Source organism: Halopelagius longus, from assembly GCF_900100875.1.
GTDB classification, from domain to species: Archaea; Halobacteriota; Halobacteria; order Halobacteriales; family Haloferacaceae; genus Halopelagius; species Halopelagius longus.
In genome coordinates, this window is sequence record NZ_FNKQ01000002.1 from 703,684 (window position 1) to 727,678 (window position 23,995).

Consider the following 23,995-nt stretch of genomic DNA (forward strand, 5'->3'; position numbering starts at 1 on the left):
TACAGTTGTAAGAGGAACATTACGATGGCAACTTCCACCAACACCCAACTCAGCAACACCTTCGAGAGCACCCTCGGCGGCACGACCGTTCGGGGCCGCGCCCACTCGCTCAGCGCGTGGTTCGTTCTCGCCCTTCGCCTCATGATGGGCGTGGCGTTCACGTGGGCCGGTGCGGAGAAGGTCCTCGGCGGGTTCAGCGCGCAGGGTTACCTCGTCGGCGCCACCGTGGCGAACGGAAGCCCCGCGGCGGACCTGTTCGTCGCGATGGGTTCGACGCCGTGGTTCGTCGCCTTCCTGAACGTCGCCGTCCCGTGGGGTGAACTGTTCATCGGCCTCGGCCTCATCGTCGGCCTCATGACCCGCCTCGCGGCGTTCTGGGGTGCGTTCATGATGTTCATGTTCTACCTCGGAAACTGGGACATCGCCCACGGCGTCATCAACGGCGACTTCGCCTACATGCTCGTGTTCCTCGCCGTCGCCGCGTTCGGCGCGGGCCGCATCCTCGGCCTCGACGCCCTCGTCGAGAACTACGACGTCGGCGGCCAGACCCTCGTCGAGAAGTACCCCGCCCTCGACTACATCCTCGGCTGAGATGGCCGACGGACGCAGCGAAAAACCCTCTTTGTCGTGAACTCCTCCGCTCCACTGGTCGATACTGCGTCTCCGCTCTAGGAGTGATAGAGCTGCTCTGACTTCTCTCCCGTAACGTGAACCAAGAGACGAATCGGGGGAAGCATATAACGTTCCAGTAATAGTTACTTAACAGACAAATGGGGAAGTCAGTCGATATATCGGGTAAATCGTTCGTCTACCTCGTCTTCGGGGTCCAGGTTGGGGTGTTCGGAGTCCTCCTGGTCGCACTCCTCCGGCGGTCCGGCGGTTTTGCCAGCGTCGCGTTGGCTCTCTTCTTCGCGTTCGTGGCCGTCGCGATGGTCGTCGGCCTGTGGCGGGTGAAGACCGACAACGTCGGAGAGTGGTACCACACGCCCGGAGACCCCCTGCACGACCCGCTCGCCCCCGGACAGATGGCCAAAGATCGGTGGCTGAAGGCGGTCAGTCTCCTCCCCGACGGCGACGACGAGGACGACGAGGACGACGAGGACTGAGAACGCGGTTGCCCGCACCGACCGGCCGCGTCGCAGGCTCCTCAATCGACGTACAGCGAGTACGTGATGACGGCGAATCCGATGAACGTCAGCGCGGAGTCGATGAGGACGCCCATCGCGAGGGAGACGTCGAGGAACGTGTCTATCACGCCCGCGATGAGCGCGCCGAAGGTGACGACGCTGAACCCGATCGCCAAGGCGCGGAGCGCCGGCGACCTCGTTCTGCGGTACGCCTTGAAACTGAAGTAGGTGATGAGGCCTCCGAGGATGAGGATGCCTGTCTTGACGATGATGAGCGCGGTGGTGACGGCGGGGGATGCGGTAGTGTGGGGCATTATGTCTCCTCCCTGACGGCGGTCCAGATGTCCGCGAGTCGTTCCTCCGGGGAGCGTTCGGTCCGCGTGATATCGACCGAGAGATCCCGCTCGTCGGTGAGCAGGATTCTGACCTCCTCGAACGCCACCTCGTAGGTGGTCGCGTGGTGGCCGTCGGACCGAATCTCCGTCCCTTCGAGGAGGAGGTTCGCGTCCGTGAGGAGGTCCAACTTACGATACGTGGTCGAGAGGGGGATATCGCAGTCGTCGGATATCTCGCTCGCCGTCATGGGTTCGTCTAACGTTCTGATGATATCTCTGGCGTCCGCGTCGTCCAAAGCGCCGAAGACGGAGTCGAGCTCCGCCGACTCGCTCGCGGACTGCTCGCGTGCCATTAATTGGCCGTCGGAAGCGGAGGGTAATAACCGTGGGGATGTCGTTCTTGCCGGCGTCACCCCGCCCGCGCCGGTCGTTTCTCACTCGTCTACCCGCGGGTCCAACGCCGCGTACGCCACGTCTTGAAGCAGATTTCCGACGACGCCGACGAGGATGACGAGCGTCGTCGTCCCGAGGACGAGGGGAACGTCCCTGTCGCGGACGGCGGCGAGGCTCACCGCCCCGAGGCCGGGGATGTCGAAGACGAACTCCAACACGTAGACGTTCAACACGAGGACGCCGAGCAGGTCCGCGAACGTCAGCGTCACCAACGGGACGGCGGCGTTCCGGACGACGTGGCGGGCGACCCGTCCGGGGGGCGCGCCCTTCGCCCGCACCAGTCGGACGAACTCCTCGCCGAGTACGTCCGCCGACAGCGACCGGGCGTACCGGAGTTGACTCGCCGCGAGCGTCGTCGCGAGGACGGCGGTCGGAAGGACGTACCGCCTCGCGTTCTTCGCGGTGAGCACCCCCGCCTCGGTGTCGAATCCGGTCCCGTCCCACCCGAACGCGGTGCCGACCAACAAGAGGAGGACGCTCGCGAGGTAGAAGTTCGGAACGCCGTAGCCGAGGTAAGCGACCACGGCGCCGGCGCGGTCCGAAACGTCTCCTCGCCGCAACGCCGAGGCGACGCCCGCGGTCACGCCGCCGACGACGCTGAGTGCGACGGCGGGCACCACGTATCCGAGCGTGTACGGCGCGCGCCTGACGATGATGTCGGACACCGGCGCGCCCATGCTCTGTGAGCGACCGAACCGTAGCGTCACCACGTTCCGCATCCAGTGGGTGTACCGCCACCAGAGCGACTTATCGAGGTTGTGCGAGGCGCGGTACGCCGCCGCCGCGGCCTCCGGGTCCTCGCCGGCCATCGCGGCGTAGAACTTCACGAGGGAGACGTTCGGGTTCTCCGGCACGGCGACTAAGAGAAACACCGCCGTGAGGACGACGACGGCGGTGACGGCGGCGAAGGCGGCGCGACGGACGACGAAGTCGAGGCGACTCACGCGAAACGCCCCCGGGAGCGACGGCCGAACGCGGCGCGGACGCGGCGCATATCCGGTCGTGTGCGTCCCGACGACATATCAACGTTGTCGGGGAGACCGGACGACGTGGTCGGGGTGACCGGGGAGAGCGACGTAACTTACATGGACCTCCCGGAAGTGGCGGGAGACGTGACGGCGTCCGACGAACCCGGCGGGTCGGTCCCCCTCGCGTCGGGCGACGCCGAGTGGGACGAGGCGTCGTCCGGCTTACGTCTGCGTCCGCGAACCGCGGCACTCGCCGCTCTCGCCCTCGTGACGGGGTCGGTCGCGGCCTACGACTACGCCGTCGTCCCGCCGGAGACGCCGCTTGTCGCCGGATACGACCCAAGCGGTATCGACTGGCTGTTCGGGCTCTCCCTCGGCGTCTTCGCGCTGTACGTTCTCGTCCCCGCCGTTCGCCGCCCCGACCGGACGCGGGCGGTGTTGGCGGACGTTCGACGGAGTCGCGCGGCGACGGCGAGTCTCGCCTACCTCGCGGCGTTCTTCCTCGTCGGCCTGTTCGGCCCCTTCGTCCTCGGCCCGCCCTCGCCGGGACTCCTCGCCGCCGAGCAACCGCCGGTGTTCGGGAGCGTCTCGAACCTCATCGTCGGCAACTGCCTCGGAGAGGTGGCGGCCGGGCGGTGTCACGGTACGATGCGCTACCCGTTCGGGACGGACCCCTTCGGGAAGGACATGCTGCTCGTCACGGTGCAGGGCGCGCGCGTCGCCCTCGTCGTCGCCCTCGTCTCCTCGACGATTATCGTGCCCATCGCCGCCGCAGTCGGCGTGACGGCGGGCTACTTCGGCGGGCGCGCGGACGCACTGCTGATGCGCTACGTCGATATCCAACAGACCGTCCCGGCGGTCGTCGTCTACTTCATCGCGATATTCCTCTACGGTCGGAGCCTGTTTCTCATCGTGCTCGTGTTCGGGTTGCTCGGGTGGGGCGGCGTCGCCCGCATCGTCCGGAGCGAGGTGGTGAGCCTCCGAACCGAGCGCTACGTCACCGCCGCCAAGAGCGCCGGGGCGTCGGACCTCGACGTGATTCGACGGCACGTCCTGCCGAACGTCGCGGGCACCGTCGTCGTCTCCACCGCCCAGCAGATTCCGTACCTCATCGTCGTCGAGGCGTCGCTGTCGTTCATGAAGCTGAACGCCATCGAACTCCCCTCGTGGGGCGAGACGATTCGCTGGGGGATGGGCGATTACTTCCCCCTCATGTGGTGGATATCGACGTGGCCCCTGCTCTGTCTCGTCGTGACGGCGACGGCGTTCGGCGTCTTCGGCGACGCCCTCCGGGACGCGTTGGACCCGCAGACCTGACGAGCCGAACCCGTCGTTAGCAAACGTTCTTCTCCGGCGGGAACGAGAACCGGCGATGACCGACCCGAAGCCGTTCCGCTTCGACACGGAGGTTCCGCCGGGCGAGAAGCGCCACCTCCGATACGAGGTGAGCGAGACGTACCTCGGCGACCCGGTCGAGATTCCGGTCGCGATACTCAACGGCGAACGCTGCCCGCTGTGTCACCCTGTCAGCGCGGACGAGACGACGTGCGCCGAGATAGAACGAGAGATAGACGCCGGGGAGTTTTCCGAACGCCCGTGGGCCTGAAGAGCGGGTTTATCCGCTCGAACCGTCCACGGCGTTCGGAGAGAGCGTCCGTGGGCCTGAAGAGCGGGTTTATCCGCTCGAACCGTCCACGGCGTTCGGAGAGAGCGTCCGCGGGCCCGACTGAGGGTATCGGCCGCCCTCACTCCCCGTCGCCGCGAACCTCGTCCGCGACGCGCCGAATCGTCTCGTAGTCCTCGTCGCTGTAGGCGACGAAGCGAACGTCCGAGAGCGATTCGGGGTCGTAGTCGGCGATTTCCGTGGCGATTATCTGCGCGCCCTCCTCCAACGGGAACCCGGCGACGCCGCAGCCGAGTGCGGGGAGGACGAGCGACGAACAGCCGAGTTCGTCCGCCCGTTCGAGGCTGCTCCGCGTCGCGTCGCGGATGCTCTCGGCCGTGGCCTCCCCGTCGCCGAAGTGCGGCATCGCGGCGGCGTGGATGACGTGTTCGGCGTCCAACTCGTAGGCTTTCGTGACGGCCACGTCGCCCAAGTCGATGGGGCCGTTTCTGACCGCCGCGTCGTTCAACGCCTCGCCGCCCTCTCGACGGAGTGCGCCCGCGACGCCGGACCCCATGCGGAGGCTCGTTCCCGCGGCGTTGACTAGCGCGTCCGCCGACTGCTGGGCGATGTCTCCCTGAACCACGGTGAACTCCATAGCGGGCGTACGGGCCGACGGACGAAAAATGTCGGTGGGCGACGAGGTCCGGCGTCGGCGCGTTCGACGCTCGACCGAACCGTTCTTGCCGCCGCGCGCCCGGCAACCGCTATGGAGGAGAATCGTCCGAACGAGGGCCCCGGGGCGGACGTTCCCGACGCCGACGGACGACGTCCGTCGGGCCGCCGAGGTTCCCTCAGCGATGCCGACCCGACCCTCGACGAACTGGCGACGGTAGCGACGCGGGCCGTCCGCGCGAGCGGAGACTACCTCCGGGACGCGTTCCGCGGCGACGAACTCGACGCGGAGTACGGCACCGACGACGTGAAGGCCGACGCGGACCGCATCGCCGAGGAACGCATTCGATCCGTCCTCCGCGAGTCGTTCGCCGACCACGCCTTCCACGGCGAGGAGTCCGGCCGCGAGGGCGACCACCGCTTTCGGTGGGTCGTAGACCCCCTCGACGGCACGAACAACTTCGCGTCGGGGCTCCCGTCGTTCGCCACCGCGGTCTGCGTACTCAGAGACGGCGACCCCGTCGTCTCGGCCATCTACGAACCCCTCCCGGACTCGCTGTACGTCGCTCGCCGCGGCGAGGGCGCGACGGTCAACGGCGAACGCATCGTCGCCGAGAGCGACGTTCCCCTCGACCGGGGAACCGTCTCGTTCGTCCGCGGCCTCTCGGCCGTCCGCGACCCGGAACTGAGGACCGTCGGCGACCGAATCGAGGCGGCCCTTCGGTCCCGGTGCAAGCGCGTCGTCCAGACGTGGTCGCCGTGCGTCGACTGGGGACTGCTGGCCCGCGGCGGCATCGAAGGCATCGTCTGCCTCCACCCGGAGGTGTACGAACAGCACGCGGGCGAACTCCTCGCCGAGGAGAGCGGCGTTCGCTCGCGCGGACGCGGCGTCGAGGGACTCTACGTCGGCGCGGGCGACGACGAGACGCTGTCGGAACTGCACGAGACGGTCGAATCAGCCCGATAGAGCCGTTTTTACTGCGGAAACGGAGCGGACGCCGCGGCCGAATGCACGTAGAGACACTCACCCGTAAACGTATAATCGCGACCCTCGTAGGACGCCTATGGCGCGATTCCTTTCGGACCGAACGCGAGGCGGAGAACCGTCCGGCGACGGAAACGGCGTCGGAAGCGCACTTCGGTACGTCTCCCTCGGCGTCGCCCTCGGATTGGTCGTCGCAGGATGGGTCGCTCGCCGGTACCGCAGTCGGCGGACGGACGCCGAGTCGTCGGCGTGGGGTCGGCCGGAGGAGACCGACTCCGGGTCGCTCGTGTACGTCTGGCGACCGACGCGCGACGACGTCTCGCCGCGCTGAACCGCGTTTCGTATCTCCGACCGCTCCTCGGGAAGTGGACCGTCGGCTCGTGATTCCTCGCGTAGCGCGGCGTAACGTCCCGCGGGCGAGTCGTCGGAGCCGACCCGCCCGTCCGCGACTCCTCCGCCCGCCGCCGAGCGAACGCGACGGTTACGGCTGTAGGTTCATCGACTCGGCGCGTTCGACGGCGAGGTCGGCGATCTCCTCGACGCTCGCGGCCGACTGGTCCGCGAGCACCCGCGTCAGCATCCCGAGCTGTTCGGTGGCCGCCTCCCGGAGTTCGCGTTCGTCCACGTCGTTTCCGAAGTAGTACTCGTTCGCGCCGTTCTCGTGCACCAGTCCGACGTACATCGAAATGGGCTCGCCCTCTTCGAGGGCGGCGATGGCCCGTTCTCGCACTCGCTCGAACTCGTCGTCCTCGGCGCCGTCTGCGTCTGCGTCGTCTCCCATACGTCGTCCTTTCCGGGGCCGGATACAAAACAGACCGGGCGCGACTCCTCGCCCGCGAGACCGGTCGGAAACCGGTAACGTTCAAACGGCGGCGAACGGAGGTGTGGGTATGCTGGTCGATACCGCCGTCACGGTACTGCACGTTCTCACGGGCGCGTTGTGGGTCGGAAGCGTCGTCTTCGTCGCGGGCGCGATTCTCCCCGCCGCCGTCGGGGGGTCGCTCGACGCCGCCCCCCTCGAATCGATGTCCCGAACGCTCGTGGTGGGGTCCCGCGGCGCGTCCGTCGTGATGTTTCTCACCGGCGGCCACCTCGCCGGGACGAGATACACAGTCGAGACGTTGACAGGAACCGGTCGTGGCCACCTCGTCCTCGCGATGCTCGCCCTCTGGTTGGTGCTCGCCGCCCTCGTCGAAGTCGGCAACGGACGACTCACCGACGGTCTGCAGGAGAAGCGCGTTCGAGCGCCCGCGAGAGACGCTCTCGGCGTCTTCCGCGCGGCGGCGGTCGTCGGCGTCCTCCTCCTCGTCGACGCCGGTCTGTTGGCGACGGGCGCGGCGTTCTACTGAGATTACCTGTCACTATAGAGAGAACATACGGATACAGCGAAGAACATATAATCTGTCCGATATTTTTAACCCGCGTGCGGGAGCATCACCCGACGAGATGCAAGGGGACGACACGCAGCGAAACCATCGGAGCGACGCCCCGTTGACCATCGAACTCCGCGAGTCGGACGGGCGAATCGTCGTCCGCCGAGACACCGCGTTCGGAACGTACGAACGAACCGTCGAGCGATGAGTTCCGACGCGCACCCCGACGACGGGTTCGAGCGCACCGATTCGGCCGCCGGACCGCTTCTCGCCCGCCTCTCTCGTCCGCTCTCCCCGACGAGGACGCGCATCGCCGTCGTCGCGGACCCGCACGTGACGCCGACGGCGTCCGGGACGTGGAAGGCGTACCACCGGACCGAGACGCGACTCCGAACGGCCGTCGCCGCCGCCGACGACGCCGAGGCGGACCTGACGGTGTTTCTCGGCGACCTGACGCGGGACGGCCGCCCCGAGGAGTTCGCCTGCGCCGACGAGGTGCTCGGTGAGTTCGACGGCGAGTGGGTCGCCGTCCCCGGCAACCACGACGTGCCGAAGGCGTGGGACGACTACGAGACGCCGCCCGTCTCCGAGTTCGCCGACCGGTACGCCGCGGAGACGCTTCCGTTCCGCGTCCGCGCCGGCGACGTGGACGTGTTCGGGTTAGACAGCGCAAGCGGCGACGGCGAACTCGACGAGTCCCACGAGGGCCTGATTCCGGACGCCCACCTCGAATGGCTGGACGAGTCCCTCGCGGACGCCGAGACGCCGGTCGTCGCCCTCCACCACAACCTGTTTCACCCGCGGGAGCACACCGGCCCGTTCGCCGACGGCGACTTCTACCAACTGCGCAACGCCGAGGCCCTCCTCGAACTCCTCTCGGAGCGAGGCGTTCCGCTCGTCCTCTCGGGGCACATCCACTGGCCCGCGACGGCGCGGAAGCGCGGCGTTCGAGAGGTCATCGCGCCCGCGACGTGTTCGTACCCGCAGGCGATGCTTCTCGTCGACGTCGGCCCTTCGGGAACGGACGTCCGGATGGTCCCGCTCTCGGGCCCGAACGGGCGGGCGGAGGCGTACGAGTTGGCTCGCGACGGGAACGCCCACGGGCGGAGCATCGCGGCCCACGCCGCCGACGGCGCGCTCTCGGAGTCGAACGTCCCGTTCGCGGACGAGCGCGAACGGGCCCGGTCCGGCGAGAACGACGCGGAGCCGACCCCCGCGAACCGTCGGACGCGACCCGACTACGACGACGTGCCGGAGGGGATTCGATGGCGCTGAGGGGGACGCACCTCGACGACGCGAGGGAGTCGCTCGGGCGCGAACGGCGGCGGTGCGTGGACGAGAAGGCGGCGTTCCGGTCGTTCCGCTCCGCCGTTACCGACGTCCAACCGTCGACCGCCGCCGGGTCCGCGGCCGGACCCCTCGCGGTGAAGACGGTCGGTCGGGAGACGCCGCCGTCCCTCGACGCCGTACGGCGGGCGTACGAGCGGACGGTCATGGAGGTTCCCCACTACGAGGAGGAGTACGGCGACGCCTACCCCGAGAGCCTCGCCGCGGAGTTCGGCGACGAAATCGCCGCCGGGATGACCGCGGGGGCGGGGCTCTCGCCGGAACTGCGGCGGGCCGTCGTCTCCGCCGCCGCCAACGCCGTCCGCGAACGGCAGGAGTTCCTCGACCTGTTGGACGCGGAGTTCGAGTCGCTGGACGAAGTCGAGGACGGCGTCGAACTGGTCGTCGGTGAACTCTCCTCGTTGGACGACCGACCGCTCTCGGCCCGGTCGTTCGACGAACTCCTCGCTCTCCGCGAGGACGTCCTCGCCCTCCGAGACGAACTGGACGAACGCGCCTGGGAGCGCCAACGGACGCTCGCCGCCCACCGGCGCACCCTCTCGGGTCTGGTCCCGAGCGTGACGGAGTACCTCTATCACGACGTGGACTGCTCGCACCCCGGACTGGACGCACTCGCCTCTGCGCGTCGCCTCGTGGAGACGGCGCTCTCCCGCACCGACCGCGCCATCTCGACGACGGCGTAACGCGGCGCGGGCGGTCGGTCGCGGCCACACCTATTTATCCCACGAGGGGAAATTCTCGCCCATGCGCACCATCCCCGCCTCGCCCGCGTCCCGACAGGTAACCGACGGTCGCGCCCGACGATGACGCGACTGCACCCCCGCGTCCAACTGCTGTGGGCCGGTCGCGCGGCGATCACCGCGGCGATACTCGGCGGCATCGCGTTCGCCGCCGTCCGCTTCTTCGCTCCGCCGTTTCTCCCCTCGTGGACGCCGTTCGCCGTCGGCGGCACCATCCTCGTCCTCGGGGCCCTCCTCGCCGTCGCACGGTACCGGTCGTGGTCGTACGAAGTCCGCGACGACTCGCTGTACCTCGAACGCGGGGTGTTCACCCGCGTCCGCACGGTGGTCCCGTTCGTCCGCATCCAACACGTCGACTCCGCCCGAAACCCCACCGAACGGTTCGTCGGACTGGCTCGAACCGTCGTCTACACGGCGGGCTCCCGCGGGGCCGACGTGACGGTGCCGGGACTCACGCTCGAGGGCGCGGAGGAACTGCAGGAGCGATTGAAGCGACTCGCCATCCGCTCCGAAGGCGAGGACGCGGTCTGAGATGCCCGAACAGCGACTCTCGCCGCTGTCGGTTCCGTACCGCGTCATCCAGCGAGGCGGGAGCGTCCTCGCGTTCGTCGTGTTCGCCCTCGCCACGGGCGGGATGAACCTCCCGTTCGTCGGACTCGCCGGCCCCGCGGCGGTGGTCCTCGTCGTCGGCGGCGGCGTCGGCCTCCTAATCGCGTACGAGGCGGCGTACTACCGCCTGTTCAGGTACGACCTCACCGCCGACACGCTCGACATCCACTCCGGCGTCGTCGCGCGGCGGACGCGCGAGATACCGCTCCGGCGCATCCAGAACGTCGATATCGCTCGGAACGTCGTCCAGCGAGCGGTCGGCATCGCGGCGGTGAACTTCGAGACGGCGGGCGGAAGCGGCACCGAGGCGCAACTCCGCTACGTCTCCTTCGAGGAGGCAAAACGCCTCCAGCGAGAGTTGCCGCGCCTCAAGCGCGGCGAGGACGTCGCCGAGGAGACTCCCACGCCGACGGAGGAACTGTTCTCCCTCGACGACCGGGAACTCGCGATTTTGGGCGCGCTCTCGTTCGACTTCCGCATCCCCGGCGCGGTGTTCATCTTCGCCTCGGGGTCGGTCCCGTTCGTCACGTCGCTCCTGCCGGACGCGTTCGGGTTCCCCACCGCCGTCGTCGGCGTCGTCGTCCTCGTCGTCGCCGCGGTGCTCGTCTCGTGGCTGGCCGGCGCGACGGTGGCCGTCGTCAACTACTACGGCTTCCGCCTCGTGCGGTCGGAGGACGAACTCCAGTACGAACGCGGACTGCTCCAACGGTACGACGGATCTATTCCGTTCGACAAGGTGCAGACGCTGACCGTCGCGGACAACCCCCTGAAGCGGTGGGCGGGGTACGCGACGCTCCTCATCGAGACGGCGGGGCACGGGCCGGGCGGCAACGAGAACGGCCGCGGGTCCGAGGCGGCGATTCCCCTCGCGCGCCGGGAGCGAATCGACTCGCTCGTGAACGACATCGAACACGTCGGGTCGCCGGCGTTCGAACGCCCGCCGAAGCGGACCCGACGCCGGTACGCCGCGCGCTACCTCATCGCGCTGTCGGTTCTCACCGGCGTGCTGTACGCCGCAAACACCGTCTTCGGCGGGATTCCGTGGTACTGGACCGGTCTCGTCCTGCCGGCGATTCCCGTCGCGGCGCACTACAAGTGGAAGCACCGCGGCTACTGGCTCGGACCCGACCACGTCGTCACGCGAAACGGCGTGTTGAAGCGCGAGACGAAGTTCGTCCCGTACTACCGCATCCAGACGGTCATCGACACCCGGACGATATTCCAGCGTCGCCTCCGCCTCGCCACCGTCACCATCGACACCGCGGGGTCGCTCTCGATAGGCGGGAGCGACGCCGCGGCGGTCGATATCGACGCAGAGTCCGCCGACCAACTCCGAGAGGAACTCGACGACCGACTCATCGCCGCCCGCGCCGCCCGGCAGGCCGAACAGCGCCGAGCGAAACGGGCCGCCGCGGAGGCGGAACTCGAAGCGGAGGACGAATCCGAAGGCGAGGGAGAATCCGAAGTCGGGGGCGACGACGACGGCGACTCGGTACCCCCGAGTGAGACGCGGGACGACGGGTAGGCGGTCCGAGAGCGTCGGGCGCGGCGAGTTCACCTCCCTCCCGGAGCGTTCGTGGTGAAGACAGCGTACCGCCCGCAGTCCGTTCGCTCGCGGCGGATTCGCGCCGGTCAGTCGTCCGCGGCCGCGGGAGCGTTCGGCACCTTCTGACGGGCGTCCGGCCGCACGGACGCCGGCGTCCACTCCAGTCCGTCCTCGTAGCGGAACGCGCGGTGGTCTTGGGTCGGGTCGACGACCGTCAGCGAGAGCCAGTCGTTGTCCAGCAGTTCGGTCACCTCTTCGCAGTCGGCCAGGACGTCGGTGACGCGCTGAACCGGCGCGTGGACGACCGTCGAGAGGCGGAGCGGCCTGTGGTACGGTTCGTCGTCGCGGGCCATCAGCGACTGGAGGGGGAGACCGGTCATCAGGTCGCCGCCGTTGCCCTGATAGACGCCGACGTTGCCGACGGGGTTTTGGGTCACCTTCGACCCGCTGCCGTAGACGGCGTTGTCGACCGTCGAGAAGTAGTACTGGCTGTTGATCCACTGGGTGACGACCACGGGGCCCGCGAAGATGGCTTCCAGCGCGTCGCCGTCGGGGTCGGTCGACCAGTCGTACGAGTGGAGGAAGGCGCGCCCGTCGAGGTCGAGGTCGCTCGTGAGTTCGCGGGGGCCGACGACGAAGCCGGCGTTACCGGCCAGCCCCCACTCGGGACGCGTCTCGGCCCAGTCGGCGGCGCGGCGTTCCGTCTCGCTGACGCCCGTCGATCCGTCGGCGCCCATCGACTCGGCGCGCTCGGCGGCGGCGTTCTCGCGAGCGACGGTGAGGTCTGCGCGCAACTGGTCGAGTTCCCCCGCGTGGCTCTCGGGTACGTCGCCGTCGTACAGTTCGATCTCGTCGGTCGTCGTGTTGTGTTCGCCGGCGAGGAAGACGGTGTCGTCGGGGATGTCGAAGCCGCGTTCGCGCAGCGCCGTCTTGACCTCGGTGTCGTTACAGATCGTCGCGAGGGCGCGGGCGTTCGGGCCGCCGGGGTTGCCGGCGCAGGCACCGCAGTCCAAACTCGAGTCGTAGGGATTGTTGGCCGTCTCGCTGGCGTGGCCGACGAAAACGACGAGGCGACTGAACTCCTCCCAGCCCATCAACTCGAAGGCGGTAGCGGCGTACTCGACTTTCTCCTCGTGGGTCAGCCCCACCGGAAGATCACCGACGTAGGTGTGCTGGTGGTCGACGATCTGCTCGCAGAACTCGTGGTCGTCGGGCACCGCGTCGTCGGCGGTATCGAACAGATCGTAGAGGCGGCCGGGGACGAGCGTGCGGGCCGCGAGCGCCAGCCCGTACCCGCTGCCGGCGTTCTCGACGAAGCCGAAGGCGGTGGCGGGGTTCTCTTTCAGCGTCTTGACGACCTCGCTCGCGGCTTCGCGGATGTTCGACCATCGCTCGTGGCTCGCCTGCGTGTCCTTATCGGCCGGAATCTCGGTGATACGGTGCTGCGGGTCGAGGATCGGCGGGCAGGCATCGACCGCCACCTCGGCATCGTACCCCCGGTACTCCATCGGGATACCGAAGAAGCCGGCGTAGCCGTGAGTCTCGTACTCGCCCGTGGCTTCGATGTGGCGGCGGATAAGCTCCGAGCGGGTGTCGATACAGAAGACCAACTGCGCGTCCGGGCGACCCGACGGCTCGCTCTCGGCGAGCGACCGGCTCTCGGCGGCGACGCTCTCGACGACGTCGGTTCGGTAACTCGCCTCCCACGCGTTCAGGAACGCTTCGGCGAGTTCGTCGGCCGCGTCGGTCTCGGCTCCGTCGGGGCCGGTCGAGGGCTCGATATCGACGCCGAAGCCGTCGAGCAACGAGAGGCGGACCGCGAGATAGCCCGCGAGCGTGATTGGGTGGGCCGACTGCCACACGTCCTCGTCGTCGGCGCGCCGTTTGATGAATCCGGCCCAGCCGGGGAGCGCGGCCAGTTGCTCCTCGAAGATAGGCACCCACTGGCTCTCCGGGTACGGCTCCAGGACGGCCTCGATGGCCTCGGTCGGCGTTTCGGGCAGCGCGGCGACGACCCCTTCGTCGGGGATTTCGCCGTCGTGTTCGGCCACCTCACGGAAGGCCGCGTAGAACCCGGCTTCGCGGTTCGGCATCGACCACTGGGCGTGGCCCTCGTCGAGGAAGGCCGACAGCCACTTCGTCAGTACGTGATCGGCACGCTCGGTGTCGGAATCCGGCGTCTCCGGATCGGCGGCGGCGTCCATGCGTTCGAGCAGCGTCTCCGGGTCGGCCTCGTAGCCGCGCTCCGTGAGTTCCGATTCGAGTATTTCGGGGTCGATCTGGCCGTCGTCGAGCGCCGCTCGGAACGTCTCCGGGCTCGGGTAGCCGCGACCACCGAGCAGGTCGGCCGCCTGCGTCACCGCCTCGCCGAACGGCAGGTCTTCGAACCCCGAGAGGGGGTTGGCCGTCACGAACGAGTGAATCGGCCAGACCGATCCGACGGTGGTCGCTGCCTTGTCGATGCTGTCTTCGATAGTGGATTCAGTACTCATTGTAATCCTCCCTGGTGGTCAGGACCGTGCTGGACGACGGTTGGCTCGCGTTCACAAGCGTCACGTAGAGGCGCCGGCTGCGTTCGTGGACGCCGGCTTCCATCGCGACGTAGACGGCGAGGAAGACGGCGGCGACGACGGCGTGGAACACGCTCAGTTCGGTCGGCGCCGTGACGACCGGGAGTCCGGCCAGCAGACCCGAGACGGCCGTGTAGACGAGAGCGTAGACGGCGATGGCGGGGAGGAAGACCAACGGGACCGCCCCGTAGCGGACCGCCGCCGGGAGCGACGCGTGCCGGACCGTACTTCGGGCCGCGTGGAGCGTGGTGAGCACCACGAAGAAGACCAACAGGAGGCCGCTGTCGAGGCTCGTTCCTTCTCCCGTCAACAGTGCGAACAGCGTGCCTCCGGCCAGTCCGGTCAGGAGCGTCACGGCGACGCCGGCGACGCCGGTCTCCCGTCCAGCCGCCTTCTTCGGGCTGGTCCGTTCGACCTCTCCGCCCGCGCTGAGGAACTGGTAGGCTTTGTAGAAGCCGTGCAGAACGAGGTGGGTGATAGCGGCCCCGAAGAATCCGAGGCCAGCCTGCATGATCATGAAGCCCATCTGTCCCACGGTCGAACAGGCCAGCTTGCTCTTGACGTCCGGTTGGACGGTTTTGAGGAGTTTCCCGAGCAACGCGCTGGCCGCACCGGCGACGACGACCGCGAGCATGAGCGTCGCGTCAACCGTGACGACCGGCGCGAAACGGGTCAGTAGGATGCCGCCCGCGTTGACGAATCCGGCGTGCATCAGCGCCGACGCCGGCGTCGGTGCCGTCATCGAGGAGAGGAGCCAGTTGTGAAACGGGACGAGCGCGGATTGGATCATCGCCGCGAGGACGAGGGCTCCGGCGGCGAGGAGCCACACCGGCCCGCCGAGCGTCTCGGCCGCCGCGGCGATGCCGGAGACCGTCGTCGCCCCGGTCGCCCACCACAGCGTCGTCAGCGCGACTCCGAGGAGCGCACTGCTGACGAGGAAGTACTTGCGGGCGACCGTCGCGGCCGCCTGTGCCTGTTCCCAGCCGCTGACGATACCGATGAGCTTCGCCATCGACAGGCCCATCGTCAGCCAAAGGAGTCCGAACAGGGCGATGTGGTCGGCCGCGACGAGTCCCATCACGACCACGGTGAATCCGAACATCGCGACGAAGAAGCCCGTTTCGTAGGAGCTACCCGCCACGTAGCGGCGCGAGTAGGTGTGGATGATCGCACTGAAGAACGTGACGACCTCCCACATCAGGATAGTTAGTCCGTCGACGGCGACCACGCCGGGAATCTCCCAAGCGCCACCGAACAGGACTCGGGCGGCGAGTACGCCGCTACTCGCGGCGAATAGTACCCACACGAGCCACGTTAGTGCGACAGGAACGAACGGCGACTCCACCGTCGTGTCCGGGAGCGCTCCGACCGTCGTCTTTGAGGTGCGTCCTGACATCGTTCAGTCCGTTTTACGACCCATCCTGGCGACCGAGGCGAGATCGGAATACCATACTGGTCGTCGTTACCCGTATTTGAGAACGGTTCGACTAATAAAACTCCCTATGCTCACAAAATGTTCGCAAATCTTCGATTATAGAACGTTATGTTTTCGAGTGCCGTGCGGTCGGTGTCGTACAGGAGTCTGAGGTGTTCGACGTTGCCGTCCGGAACCGCTTCGCCCTCGCGTCGTTCCCGCGTCTGGTTCCGGAGTGTCTGAACGACGACGTTTCAGCGGCGTCAACCGGCCAAAGCGGCCCAGATGTTCGCAGGTACTCGTCGGACAGGAGACGACGAGGGGGTCCGAGCATCCGGCCCGCGTACCGGGTCTCTTCGAGATTCGGTCCGGCCTCGGACTGAATCGATAACAGATTCGATGCTGTCCCCGTTCATCGACGGATCGTTCGCTTCTGTGCACACGGGTCGGTATCGGCCATCGATTCTTCGGGGAGATTCGCTCGTGAGGTGAGCTGATAGCACCGAAACGTTCGGTGGATCGACTCGAAGAACCGTATCGTCAACGAGGGCGGGATGCTCGCACGGAAGAAGTCGGAGGGGACCGTTCTCGTCGGGAAGTCGTCCGGTGAGAGCGCCCGAAACAGCGAACAAGCCGTCGTTCAGCGTCCGTTCTCGGGATCGAACTTGCCGAAGGGCGTCGTCTCGTGGCTCCGAACGAGGACTTCGTCGGCGACGGTGAGTCCCATGTCGAGGAGTTCCTGTGCCACGGGCGTGATATCGCTGTCCGACTCGCCGATAGCGGTGACGAGGAGGTTCTGTTCGCCGGTGACCAACTCCTGGACCGACACGACGCCGTCGATCTGCAGAATTTCGGGGATGAGCTCACCGCGTTCGGGTATCGAAGCGGTGCAGTAGAGCAACATACGGAGCGGATAGCCCGATTTCTGATAATCGACGCTGGCGCTGTATCCTTTGATCACGCCGTCGGATTCGAGACGCTGGATGCGCTTGCGGACGGTACTGTCGGAGGTATCAGTTCGCTCTGCGATGTCTCCGGACGACATGTTTCGGGCGTCTTCCTGTAACGCGTACAGAATCGCTCTGTCCACGTCGTCGATCTCGTCCTCGGCCATACCCGTGTGTCCGCGACAAAGGCACTTTACCTTTGTACGTTGCTCGGGTGTAGCACCGATTTCTCTGTTTTCGTCTGCCGAGGGGGTGGCTCTCGTGCGGGTAGCATATCAGGTGACGACGGTGTCGGGGGTTCGCGGTGAGAGATCCCCGGCACACACGGCCTCTGTATCGAAAACGCCGGTCGCAACGCCGTGGGAAGTCAGTGCAACGAGAAACCATTTTTCGGGTCGCCCCCCTCCAACACGTATGGGCACGAAGGGACTCGAACGCCTTCTCGAAGGCAACGAACGTCACGTACGAGGTATCCCCGGGGACTACTTTTCGCAACTCAGAGGTGCGCAGAACCCCGGCGTGGTCGCGGTTAGCTGTTCGGACTCGCGCGTCCCCGCCGAGGGCGCGTGGGGCGTCGAGGAGGCGGGCGAGTTGTTCACGTCGGTCAACGTCGGCAATCAGGCGTGGACGGACGTGGACGGCGAACTCGTCGCGAACGACGCCGTCGGCTACGCCGTCGATTCGTTGGACGTGGACGACGCGGTGGTCCTCGGCCACACCGGATGCGGGGCGGTCACCGCCGCCTATCAGGCGGTTAACGGCGAGGGGGGCGACGTCCTGCCGGGCGTCGAACAGGCGATATCTCGGCTCGTCCCGTACGTCGAGGAGGCGAACGAAGCGGGCGTCTACGACGAGGAGACGGAGGCGAGCGAGGCGGTCAACCGCCTCGTGGAGTACCTCGTCCGCGAACAGGTGGCGTTCCTCGTCGAGAGCGACGCCGTCCCCGAGGACGTGACCGTCTCGGGGTTCGTCTACGACTTCCAACGGGCGTACGGCGGCGACGACGGGGCGGCGTACCTCGTCGCCGCGGACGGCGACACCGACGGGGACGCCCTCCGCGAACGAGTGCCCGAGGAGTACGAGAACCGCGTTCGTTCGCTGCTCTAACTTCGAGCCGACTCTATCACGTCGGTGAACTCGCGGGCCGTCTCCGTGATGGACTCGAAGTCGCCCGCCTCGATGGCGTCTCCGTCCATGATGGCGCTTCCCGCGCCGACGGCGACTGCGCCCGCCTCGATGAACTCGCCGGCGTTGTCGATGTCGATGCCGCCGGTCGGCATGATGGGGATCTGCGGAAGCGGTCCCTGAATGCTCGAGAGGTGCTTCGGCCCCGCCGTGGAGGCGGGGAACAGTTTCACGAAGTCCGCGCCCGTCTCGAAGGCGCGTATCGCCTCCGTCGGCGTGAAGATGCCCGGCGCGACCAAGGTGCCGTGGCGGTTGCTCGTGTCGACGACGTCCTCGTGGAAACTCGGGCTGACGACGAACTCCGCGCCCGCCCGGATGGCCTGCCCCGCCGTCTCCCCGTCGAGGACCGTCCCGGCGCCGACGATGGCCTCGTCGTCGGTGAACGACGCCGACAGTTCGCGGATGAGTTCCATTGCGTCGGGGTTGTCGGCGGTTATCTCGTACGCCGTGACGCCGCCCTCCTGAAGCGCCTGCGCCACGTCGATGACGGTGTCCGCGTCGGCCCCGCGCATCACCGCGACGACGCCGCTCTCGGTGAGTCGTTGCATGTCCTCGTGTACGTCGAGTGCGACCATGTCGTCTCCACCTGCGCCGCGTTCGCTATTAAGCCCCCGGGACCGACGGACGGCACCGCCTCGGCCCCGTTCCGATGTCCGCGTTCCGAGGAGCGTTCCCGTCCGCTGACCGTCCGTTTCGGGGGGCAGAACGCACTTGCCTGCCGCACCGCTACAGGGACTCGATGGTTCAGCACCGCGAGACGGACGTCCGTCTTCGGTCGTACCGCCGGACGGCGCGAACCGTTCCGTCGAAGGTACACGAGTGGGTGTTCCTCGACGGGAGTCGACTGGTCTTGGCCGCCGTCCTCCTCGTCGCGTTCGGGACGTTCGTGAGCCTCCTCGACTCGTGGTTCGGCGTGACCCGTATCGAACTCTCGCCGGTTTACTACCTGTTGAGCGCCATCTTCGGCGGCAACTTCACCCTCATCTCCGTCGTGCTCTCCATCAACCAACTCGTCATCTCCCGGCAGTTGAGTGACCTCGGCGAACTCCGCGAGCAGATATCCGAGGCCATGGACTACCGCCAGAAGGCCGTGGAACTCACCGACGTCGACACCGCGCCGGTCACCCCGGCGGCGTTCGTAGAAGTGCTCTTCGAGGGTATCTGCGACGCCCTCGGCGACATCGAACGCCAGCGGGAACGCCTCGGAAGCGAGGTGGACGCGGAGGTCGAAGAGTGGTCGAGACCGCTCGACAGACACGCGGCGTCGGTACTTCGCGGTATCAAGGACAGCGACTCCGAGGTGTTCGGCACGCTCGTGCTGATGTTAGACTCGAACTACTCACAGGAGATGTACGACATCGTCGAGTTCCGCAAGAAACGCGGCGACGACCTCCCCGACGAGATGGAGGAGACACTCGAAGGACTCGTCGTCCGACTCCGGCAGATAGACGTGGCGCGACAGTACCTGAAGACGCTCTACATGCAGGTGGAACTCGCGCGCCTGTCGCGTCGCCTCCTGTACGTCGGGATGCCGGCCATCCTCCTGACGATGACCGTCCTCACGATACTGTCGATTACCCCGTCCACCGTCGCCAGCATCGGCCAACTGTCGTCCGTCATCCTCGTCGTTTCGACCGTCGGCACGGCACCGCTCATGGTGCTCGTCTCCTACGTGCTTCGTCTCTCCGTCGTCTCGGAGCGAACGGTCGCCATCACGCCGTTCACCACGCCGACGCAGGAGCAACCGACGTTCAAGTCGCCGTGAGGGGGGCGCGGTCCGACCGCGCGCCTCCGGCGACGCGCTCAGTCCGTCCGCGGAATCGCGTACGCCCCCGCCGCGAAGAACACCGCCGCCAGCACCGCGAGGACGGCCAGATTGAACAGCGCGCCCCCGGAGGCGTCGGCGTACGTCACTGCGCGGACGCCGCGGGCGAAGTACGTCAACGGCGAGAGGTTCACCGCGGGGCGGAACCACGCGGGCAGGAGGTCCGGCGTGACGAACGTCTCAGAGAGGAACAGAAGCGGCAGCGCGATGGCGTTCGACGCCGCGATGACGCCGTCTTGGGAGTCGGCGACGCGGCCGATGACCGCGCCGAGGCCGCAGAACAGCGTCACGCCGAGGGCGACGAACGGGACGACCAAGAGCGTCTCGGCGGTGAGCGGAAGCGACACGCCCGTCACGAGCACCGTGAGGACGAGAAGCGCCAACGCCGCGAGGCCGATGACGACGACGTTCACCAGCGTCTGCGCCAGCAACCACTCCGCGCGCGTGAGGGGCGTCGTCGCCAGTTTCTCGAAGCGGTTGCCCTCGCGGTGGCGGGCGATGCTCGACCCGACGCGCGAGAGGGGCGTAAAGAGGACGACGACGGCGAGGTAGCCGGGGACGTAGTAGCCCGGCGGTTCGGCGAACAGGCCGCCGCCGGTCGGTTGCGTCTGCACCAACGCCCCGAAGATGAGGACGATGATGACGGGGAAGAAGAACGTGAAGAACACCGCCGTCCGGCGGCGGAGGAACGAGTGCCACGACGCGAAGAACGTCGAGCGAACGCGGCCGACGGACGTCACCGGCGACCACCTCCGGCCTCCGCGACCGGAGCGTCCGCGTCCGAATCGGCGTCCGCCCCCGCGGCCGCGTCCGTCCGGCCGACCGCCTCGAACGACTCGCCCGTCAGCGACAGGTAGACGTCTTCGAGGTCCGGTTCCGTCCACGTCAACGAGTCGAACGCCACGCCCGCGTCGTCCAACGCGCGCACGGCGTCGCCGATGTCGCGGGGCGTCAGGCCCTCGAAGACGAGTTCGTCGCCCCGAGTCGAGAGGGTGAATCGGCCGTCGTCGAGGGCGTCCGGCTCGGGGGACGCCGTCGTCTCCACGAGGAGTCTGCTGTCGCCGCCGTGGGCCGCCACGAGGTCCGCGGGCGTCCCGACGGCGACGAGTTCGCCGTCGTTGAGCAAGCCGACGCGGTCCGAGAGGCGTTCGACCTCGACCATCGAGTGACTGGTGAGAAACACCGTCGTCCCGCCGTCGGCGAGCGATTCCAGCAGGTTCCACAGCGACCGCCGCCCCGCGGGGTCGATGCCGGTGGTCGGTTCGTCCAAGAACAGCACGTCGGGGTCGTTGACGAGGGCCGCCGCGACGCAGGTCCGCCGCTTCTGGCCGCCCGAGAGGTTCTCGTACCACGCGTCGGCGTCGTCGCCCTCGATGCCGACGTCGGCCAACACGGCGTCGGGGTCGCGCGCCTCGTCGTAGAGGCCCGCGTAGTAGGAGACGAGTTCGCGGGCCGTCAGGCGACCCGCGGGCGAGAACGACTGCGGGAGGAGGCCGACGCGGGACTCCTCTACCGCCGCCGGGTCGGACCCGAGGACGCTGACGTCCCCCTCGACGGCCGTCGTCCCGGTCAACGCCCGGACGAGCGTCGTCTTTCCCGCGCCGTTCGGGCCGATGAGTCCGAACACCTCGCCCTCGGCGACGGAGAGCGAGACGCCCGAAAGCGCGTCCACGTCGCCGTAGGACTTGCGGACGCTCTCGGCGACGAGTACCTTGTCCATACCTCCGGTTCGGTGTCGTCCGGTGGTAAGCGATTCGGAATCCGGCGCGGAATCGAACGGGGTACCACCCGACCGACCCGCCGGAGGTGGCTTTAATCCGGCCCCGTCCGCAGGTCCGCCCATGCTCTCCGTGGACAGACGGCGGTTCCTCGGCGCGTCCGCCGCGGCACTCGCGGGCGCACTCTCCGGGTGCGGCGGCGAGTCGGCGCAGACGGACACAGGGACGACTGACGTCGACGGTACCGGAACCGCCGGAACTCCATCGTTGGACGACGCGAGGGTCGGACTCGAACGCGTCGCCGAGGGGTTCGCCGCGCCGGTTGACCTCTGTGCGCCCGCGGGAGTCGACCGTCGGTTCGTCGTGGACCAACCCGGCGTCGTCTGGTCGGTGACGGGGGAGGGACGCGCCGAGAAGCCCTACCTAGACCTCCGGGACAGGGTGGTCGAGGTTAGCGGCTACTCCGAGCGCGGACTGTTGGGGATGGCGGCGCATCCGGACTTCGCGGAGAACGGCCGCCTGTTCGTCAGGTACAGCGCTCCGAACCGAGAGGGGACGCCATCGAACTACAGTCACACGTTCGTCCTGAGCGAACTGACGGTGGACCCCGGCGCGGACGACCCCTCGCCGGAGGAGCGAACGCTGTTGGAGATTCCCGAACCGCAACCGAACCACAACGCCGGGTCCGTCGTCTTCGGTCCGGACGGCTACCTCTACGTCGGCGTCGGCGACGGCGGGGGGAGCGAGGACCGAGGGACGGGCCACGTCGAAGACTGGTACGACGCCGTCCCGGGCGGCAACGGACAGGACGTGACGGCGAACCGCCTCGGGAGCGTACTGCGAATCGACGTCGACGAGGGAACCTCGTCGGGCAGTCGGACGCAGTCCGACGACGTGGACTCCCGAACGGACGGAAAGCCGTACGGAATCCCCGAGGACAACCCCCTCGTGGGGCGCGAGGGCTTCGACGAACAGTACGCGTGGGGCTTCCGCAACCCGTGGCGTGTGAGTTTCGACGGCGAGGACCTGTACGTCGCCGACGTGGGCGAGAGCGCCTACGAGGAGGTGAACCGCGTCACCGCGGGCGGCAACTACGGGTGGAACGTCCGCGAGGGCGCGCACTGCTTCGGCGCCGACTCCTGCCCGGCCGAGACTGCTGACGGCGAAGCCCTCGTCGACCCCGTAATCGAGTACTCCCACTCCGGCGACGGCCCCTCGGGCGCGGCCGTCATCGGGGGGTACGTCTACCGCGGCGACGAGGTTCCGGCTCTCTCGGGGGCGTACGTCTTCGCGGACTGGCAGGCTGACGGCCGTCTGTTCGCCGCGACCCCCGACTCGTCGGAGACGCCGTGGCCTATCTCGGAGGTGTCGGTCGTCGGGTCGCCGTCGCTCGGGTCGAACGTCCTCGCGTTCGGCCGCGACGGCGAGGAGGTGTACGTCCTCGCCAACGAGGGCGGCGTCTCCGGGTCCTCCGGCACGCTCTCCCGACTCGTCGCGCCGTGAAAATCGAGTTTTTCGGCTCGCTCAGTCGTTCTGAACGACTTCAGCGGGCGCTTCGGCGCTCCCGTCGAGACTGGCGTCCACCTCGACGCGGCGGCCGGAGTCGGCGGACTCGTACGCCGCCTCGGTGAGTGCGGTCACCTTCACGGCGTCCTCGGGCGGAATCAGAGACTCCGCGTCGCCGCGAATCGCGTCGAAGAAGTTGCCGAGTTTCCGCTCCGTGAGGTCCTCGAAGGAGGGTTCCTCCGGCGTCGCCTCGTACGTCGTCCCGTTCTCGGTGACGCGAATCGTCTCGCCGTCGAAGGAGACGGAGCCCTCGGTGCCCCAGATAGAGAGCATCTCGCCGGGCGCGGGCGAACTCTGCCCCGCGCCGGAGACGCCGACGCTGGCGGTCATGCGGCCGTCGTCGCGTTCGAGCGTCACGGCCAGCGCCGAGTTCACGTCCACGTCGGCGCCGCGGGAATCCACCGTCGCGGCGACGGAGACGGGCGTACTCCGCGTCGCCCACAGGAGCGAATCGAGCAGGTGCGACCCCGAGTCGTACAGTTGTCCGCCGCCCGACAGCGCCGGGTTCCCCCGCCAACTGTCGCCGACGGCGTCTATCCACACCTGTTCGAGGTGACAGGTCGCCATGTGCGGCGTGCCGATGCGTCCCTCGTCGATGACGCGCCGAATCTCCCGGAACCGGTCGTCGAAGTGTCGCTGGTAGCCGACGGCGAGGACGCAGTCGCGCGACTCCGCCTCGCGGGCGAGGGTGCGCGCGTCGTCTAAGTCCGTCACCATGGGCTTCTCCAAGTGGACGTGGACGCCGCGTTCGAGACACGACATCGCGTGCTCGAAGTGGAGGGTGTGCGGTGACGAGATGATGGCGGCGTCGGCGTCCGTGGCGTCCAGCAGTTCCTCGTGGGAGTCGTACGCGGGCGCGTGGAGTTCCGATTCGAACGTCCCGCGGGCGGACTCGGAGGGGTCCGCGCCGCCGACGATTTCGACGTCGCCGAGCGAGTTCGCGATGTGACTCTCGAGTCTACCGAGAGAGCCGAGACCGATTGCGACCACCGAAAGATGTGTCATGTCG

The 23,995-nt window shown here is 67.9% G+C and carries 26 protein-coding genes and 1 pseudogene; 15 read left to right on the top strand and 12 right to left on the bottom strand.

Annotated features, from left to right (window positions below):
• The first annotated feature begins 24 nt into the window (after positions 1 to 24).
• Positions 25 to 591: a DoxX family protein gene (locus tag BLS11_RS09340; RefSeq protein ID WP_092536416.1), complete on the top strand. Its 567-nt coding sequence runs from the start codon at positions 25 to 27 to the stop codon at positions 589 to 591.
• A gap of 179 nt (positions 592 to 770) precedes the next feature.
• Positions 771 to 1,106 carry a DUF8000 family membrane protein gene (locus BLS11_RS09345; RefSeq protein WP_092536419.1) on the top strand — a complete coding sequence of 112 codons (336 nt, stop codon included), beginning with the start codon at positions 771 to 773 and terminating at the stop codon, positions 1,104 to 1,106.
• Between the two features lie 41 nt (positions 1,107 to 1,147).
• Here BLS11_RS09345 and BLS11_RS09350 read toward each other — a convergent pair whose 3' ends face one another.
• From BLS11_RS09350 to BLS11_RS09360, 3 genes are all read right to left on the bottom strand, one after another.
• On the bottom strand, positions 1,148 to 1,441 hold the full coding sequence (locus BLS11_RS09350) for a DUF7521 family protein (protein WP_092536422.1): 294 nt from the start codon (positions 1,439 to 1,441) through the stop codon (positions 1,148 to 1,150).
• Positions 1,441 to 1,815, bottom strand: coding sequence for a winged helix-turn-helix domain-containing protein (locus tag BLS11_RS09355; protein WP_092536425.1), 375 nt, complete (start codon positions 1,813 to 1,815; stop codon positions 1,441 to 1,443). The genes BLS11_RS09350 and BLS11_RS09355 overlap by 1 nt, the downstream gene beginning before the upstream one ends.
• Before the next feature lie 81 nt (positions 1,816 to 1,896).
• Entirely contained in the window at positions 1,897 to 2,859 is a 963-nt protein-coding gene (locus BLS11_RS09360; RefSeq protein ID WP_092536428.1) for an ABC transporter permease, read from the bottom strand.
• A gap of 141 nt (positions 2,860 to 3,000) precedes the next feature.
• Between BLS11_RS09360 and BLS11_RS09365 the strand changes: the two genes are divergently transcribed.
• Positions 3,001 to 4,200 (top strand): ABC transporter permease, encoded by a 1,200-nt coding sequence (locus BLS11_RS09365; protein WP_139172790.1) that lies wholly within the window; start codon positions 3,001 to 3,003, stop codon positions 4,198 to 4,200.
• Positions 4,201 to 4,255: 55 nt separating this feature from the next.
• Positions 4,256 to 4,390 (top strand): annotated as a pseudogene (locus BLS11_RS19060) (succinylglutamate desuccinylase/aspartoacylase family protein); the annotation flags it as partial.
• Between the two features lie 238 nt (positions 4,391 to 4,628).
• Here the strand turns inward: BLS11_RS19060 and BLS11_RS09375 are convergent.
• Entirely contained in the window at positions 4,629 to 5,144 is a 516-nt protein-coding gene (locus tag BLS11_RS09375; RefSeq protein ID WP_092536437.1) for a macro domain-containing protein, read from the bottom strand.
• Between the two features lie 111 nt (positions 5,145 to 5,255).
• Here BLS11_RS09375 and BLS11_RS09380 point away from each other — a divergent pair, with 111 nt between their 5' ends.
• Together BLS11_RS09380 and BLS11_RS09385 are read left to right on the top strand one after the other, a co-directional pair.
• Positions 5,256 to 6,128, top strand: coding sequence for an inositol monophosphatase family protein (locus tag BLS11_RS09380; protein WP_092536440.1), 873 nt, complete (start codon positions 5,256 to 5,258; stop codon positions 6,126 to 6,128).
• Between the two features lie 97 nt (positions 6,129 to 6,225).
• The gene (locus tag BLS11_RS09385) at positions 6,226 to 6,477 is read left to right on the top strand and encodes a hypothetical protein (protein WP_092536443.1); all 252 of its coding nucleotides are present in this window, start codon (positions 6,226 to 6,228) and stop codon (positions 6,475 to 6,477) included.
• 150 nt (positions 6,478 to 6,627) lie between these two features.
• On the opposite strand, the gene BLS11_RS09390 is transcribed toward BLS11_RS09385, so the two are convergent.
• On the bottom strand, positions 6,628 to 6,927 hold the full coding sequence (locus BLS11_RS09390) for a DUF8113 family protein (protein ID WP_092536446.1): 300 nt from the start codon (positions 6,925 to 6,927) through the stop codon (positions 6,628 to 6,630).
• 109 nt (positions 6,928 to 7,036) lie between these two features.
• Here BLS11_RS09390 and BLS11_RS09395 point away from each other — a divergent pair, with 109 nt between their 5' ends.
• From BLS11_RS09395 to BLS11_RS09415, 6 genes are all read left to right on the top strand, one after another.
• Positions 7,037 to 7,495: a copper resistance protein CopD gene (locus BLS11_RS09395; RefSeq protein WP_092536449.1), complete on the top strand. Its 459-nt coding sequence runs from the start codon at positions 7,037 to 7,039 to the stop codon at positions 7,493 to 7,495.
• A 97-nt stretch (positions 7,496 to 7,592) separates the two neighbouring features.
• Positions 7,593 to 7,727, top strand: coding sequence for a hypothetical protein (locus tag BLS11_RS19860; protein ID WP_258555426.1), 135 nt, complete (start codon positions 7,593 to 7,595; stop codon positions 7,725 to 7,727).
• Positions 7,724 to 8,794, top strand: a complete 1,071-nt coding sequence (locus tag BLS11_RS09400; RefSeq protein ID WP_092536451.1) for a metallophosphoesterase family protein — start codon at positions 7,724 to 7,726, stop codon at positions 8,792 to 8,794. Before BLS11_RS19860 ends, BLS11_RS09400 begins: the two co-directional genes overlap by 4 nt.
• Positions 8,785 to 9,549 (top strand): DUF7260 family protein, encoded by a 765-nt coding sequence (locus BLS11_RS09405; RefSeq protein ID WP_175454417.1) that lies wholly within the window; start codon positions 8,785 to 8,787, stop codon positions 9,547 to 9,549. The genes BLS11_RS09400 and BLS11_RS09405 overlap by 10 nt, the downstream gene beginning before the upstream one ends.
• Positions 9,550 to 9,669: 120 nt before the next feature.
• Complete coding sequence (locus tag BLS11_RS09410; RefSeq protein ID WP_092536453.1) at positions 9,670 to 10,137, top strand: PH domain-containing protein; 468 nt, start codon at positions 9,670 to 9,672, stop codon at positions 10,135 to 10,137.
• Between the two features lies 1 nt (position 10,138).
• A complete protein-coding gene (locus BLS11_RS09415; protein WP_092536457.1) occupies positions 10,139 to 11,740 on the top strand; it encodes a PH domain-containing protein in 1,602 nt (533 codons plus the stop codon).
• Positions 11,741 to 11,847: 107 nt separating this feature from the next.
• On the opposite strand, the gene BLS11_RS09420 is transcribed toward BLS11_RS09415, so the two are convergent.
• The 3 genes from BLS11_RS09420 to BLS11_RS09430 form a co-directional block, all read right to left on the bottom strand.
• Positions 11,848 to 14,253 carry a DUF2309 domain-containing protein gene (locus BLS11_RS09420; RefSeq protein ID WP_092536460.1) on the bottom strand — a complete coding sequence of 802 codons (2,406 nt, stop codon included), beginning with the start codon at positions 14,251 to 14,253 and terminating at the stop codon, positions 11,848 to 11,850.
• The gene (locus tag BLS11_RS09425) at positions 14,243 to 15,727 is read right to left on the bottom strand and encodes a proton-conducting transporter transmembrane domain-containing protein (RefSeq protein WP_092536463.1); all 1,485 of its coding nucleotides are present in this window, start codon (positions 15,725 to 15,727) and stop codon (positions 14,243 to 14,245) included. The genes BLS11_RS09420 and BLS11_RS09425 overlap by 11 nt, the downstream gene beginning before the upstream one ends.
• 658 nt (positions 15,728 to 16,385) lie before the next feature.
• On the bottom strand, positions 16,386 to 16,859 hold the full coding sequence (locus BLS11_RS09430) for an Lrp/AsnC family transcriptional regulator (RefSeq protein WP_092536466.1): 474 nt from the start codon (positions 16,857 to 16,859) through the stop codon (positions 16,386 to 16,388).
• Between the two features lie 247 nt (positions 16,860 to 17,106).
• Here BLS11_RS09430 and BLS11_RS09435 point away from each other — a divergent pair, with 247 nt between their 5' ends.
• Complete coding sequence (locus BLS11_RS09435; protein WP_092536469.1) at positions 17,107 to 17,799, top strand: carbonic anhydrase; 693 nt, start codon at positions 17,107 to 17,109, stop codon at positions 17,797 to 17,799.
• On the opposite strand, the gene BLS11_RS09440 is transcribed toward BLS11_RS09435, so the two are convergent.
• Positions 17,796 to 18,452 (bottom strand): bifunctional 4-hydroxy-2-oxoglutarate aldolase/2-dehydro-3-deoxy-phosphogluconate aldolase, encoded by a 657-nt coding sequence (locus BLS11_RS09440; protein ID WP_092536472.1) that lies wholly within the window; start codon positions 18,450 to 18,452, stop codon positions 17,796 to 17,798. The two genes, BLS11_RS09435 and BLS11_RS09440, sit on opposite strands and share 4 nt — an antisense overlap.
• 164 nt (positions 18,453 to 18,616) lie before the next feature.
• Here BLS11_RS09440 and BLS11_RS09445 point away from each other — a divergent pair, with 164 nt between their 5' ends.
• Positions 18,617 to 19,642: a DUF7972 family membrane protein gene (locus tag BLS11_RS09445; RefSeq protein WP_092536475.1), complete on the top strand. Its 1,026-nt coding sequence runs from the start codon at positions 18,617 to 18,619 to the stop codon at positions 19,640 to 19,642.
• A 38-nt stretch (positions 19,643 to 19,680) separates the two neighbouring features.
• Here the strand turns inward: BLS11_RS09445 and BLS11_RS09450 are convergent, their stop codons facing one another.
• Both BLS11_RS09450 and BLS11_RS09455 read right to left on the bottom strand, forming a co-directional pair.
• Positions 19,681 to 20,442, bottom strand: coding sequence for an ABC transporter permease (locus BLS11_RS09450; RefSeq protein ID WP_092536478.1), 762 nt, complete (start codon positions 20,440 to 20,442; stop codon positions 19,681 to 19,683).
• Positions 20,439 to 21,422 (bottom strand): ABC transporter ATP-binding protein, encoded by a 984-nt coding sequence (locus tag BLS11_RS09455; protein ID WP_092536481.1) that lies wholly within the window; start codon positions 21,420 to 21,422, stop codon positions 20,439 to 20,441. The genes BLS11_RS09450 and BLS11_RS09455 overlap by 4 nt, the downstream gene beginning before the upstream one ends.
• A gap of 121 nt (positions 21,423 to 21,543) precedes the next feature.
• On the opposite strand from BLS11_RS09455, the gene BLS11_RS09460 reads away from it, so the two are divergent.
• Positions 21,544 to 22,923 carry a PQQ-dependent sugar dehydrogenase gene (locus tag BLS11_RS09460; RefSeq protein ID WP_092536484.1) on the top strand — a complete coding sequence of 460 codons (1,380 nt, stop codon included), beginning with the start codon at positions 21,544 to 21,546 and terminating at the stop codon, positions 22,921 to 22,923.
• A 21-nt stretch (positions 22,924 to 22,944) separates the two neighbouring features.
• Here the strand turns inward: BLS11_RS09460 and BLS11_RS09465 are convergent, their stop codons facing one another.
• Complete coding sequence (locus tag BLS11_RS09465) at positions 22,945 to 23,991, bottom strand: Gfo/Idh/MocA family protein (RefSeq protein ID WP_092536487.1); 1,047 nt, start codon at positions 23,989 to 23,991, stop codon at positions 22,945 to 22,947.
• Between the last annotated feature and the right edge of the window lie 4 nt (positions 23,992 to 23,995).

Coding starts and splice junctions, on each gene's coding strand:
- BLS11_RS09350 (WP_092536422.1), bottom strand. CDS start 1,441: ATGCCCCACACTACCGCATCCCCCGCCGTCACCACCGCGCTCATCATC.
- BLS11_RS09435 (WP_092536469.1), top strand. CDS start 17,107: ATGGGCACGAAGGGACTCGAACGCCTTCTCGAAGGCAACGAACGTCAC.
- BLS11_RS09365 (WP_139172790.1), top strand. CDS start 3,001: ATGGACCTCCCGGAAGTGGCGGGAGACGTGACGGCGTCCGACGAACCC.
- BLS11_RS19860 (WP_258555426.1), top strand. CDS start 7,593: ATGCAAGGGGACGACACGCAGCGAAACCATCGGAGCGACGCCCCGTTG.
- BLS11_RS09465 (WP_092536487.1), bottom strand. CDS start 23,991: ATGACACATCTTTCGGTGGTCGCAATCGGTCTCGGCTCTCTCGGTAGA.
- BLS11_RS09425 (WP_092536463.1), bottom strand. CDS start 15,727: ATGTCAGGACGCACCTCAAAGACGACGGTCGGAGCGCTCCCGGACACG.
- BLS11_RS09420 (WP_092536460.1), bottom strand. CDS start 14,253: ATGAGTACTGAATCCACTATCGAAGACAGCATCGACAAGGCAGCGACC.
- BLS11_RS09445 (WP_092536475.1), top strand. CDS start 18,617: ATGGTTCAGCACCGCGAGACGGACGTCCGTCTTCGGTCGTACCGCCGG.
- BLS11_RS09385 (WP_092536443.1), top strand. CDS start 6,226: ATGGCGCGATTCCTTTCGGACCGAACGCGAGGCGGAGAACCGTCCGGC.
- BLS11_RS09400 (WP_092536451.1), top strand. CDS start 7,724: ATGAGTTCCGACGCGCACCCCGACGACGGGTTCGAGCGCACCGATTCG.
- BLS11_RS09390 (WP_092536446.1), bottom strand. CDS start 6,927: ATGGGAGACGACGCAGACGCAGACGGCGCCGAGGACGACGAGTTCGAG.
- BLS11_RS09440 (WP_092536472.1), bottom strand. CDS start 18,452: ATGGTCGCACTCGACGTACACGAGGACATGCAACGACTCACCGAGAGC.
- BLS11_RS09375 (WP_092536437.1), bottom strand. CDS start 5,144: ATGGAGTTCACCGTGGTTCAGGGAGACATCGCCCAGCAGTCGGCGGAC.
- BLS11_RS09460 (WP_092536484.1), top strand. CDS start 21,544: ATGCTCTCCGTGGACAGACGGCGGTTCCTCGGCGCGTCCGCCGCGGCA.
- BLS11_RS09380 (WP_092536440.1), top strand. CDS start 5,256: ATGGAGGAGAATCGTCCGAACGAGGGCCCCGGGGCGGACGTTCCCGAC.
- BLS11_RS09410 (WP_092536453.1), top strand. CDS start 9,670: ATGACGCGACTGCACCCCCGCGTCCAACTGCTGTGGGCCGGTCGCGCG.
- BLS11_RS09430 (WP_092536466.1), bottom strand. CDS start 16,859: ATGGCCGAGGACGAGATCGACGACGTGGACAGAGCGATTCTGTACGCG.
- BLS11_RS09345 (WP_092536419.1), top strand. CDS start 771: ATGGGGAAGTCAGTCGATATATCGGGTAAATCGTTCGTCTACCTCGTC.
- BLS11_RS09455 (WP_092536481.1), bottom strand. CDS start 21,422: ATGGACAAGGTACTCGTCGCCGAGAGCGTCCGCAAGTCCTACGGCGAC.
- BLS11_RS09415 (WP_092536457.1), top strand. CDS start 10,139: ATGCCCGAACAGCGACTCTCGCCGCTGTCGGTTCCGTACCGCGTCATC.
- BLS11_RS09395 (WP_092536449.1), top strand. CDS start 7,037: ATGCTGGTCGATACCGCCGTCACGGTACTGCACGTTCTCACGGGCGCG.
- BLS11_RS09355 (WP_092536425.1), bottom strand. CDS start 1,815: ATGGCACGCGAGCAGTCCGCGAGCGAGTCGGCGGAGCTCGACTCCGTC.
- BLS11_RS09340 (WP_092536416.1), top strand. CDS start 25: ATGGCAACTTCCACCAACACCCAACTCAGCAACACCTTCGAGAGCACC.
- BLS11_RS09405 (WP_175454417.1), top strand. CDS start 8,785: ATGGCGCTGAGGGGGACGCACCTCGACGACGCGAGGGAGTCGCTCGGG.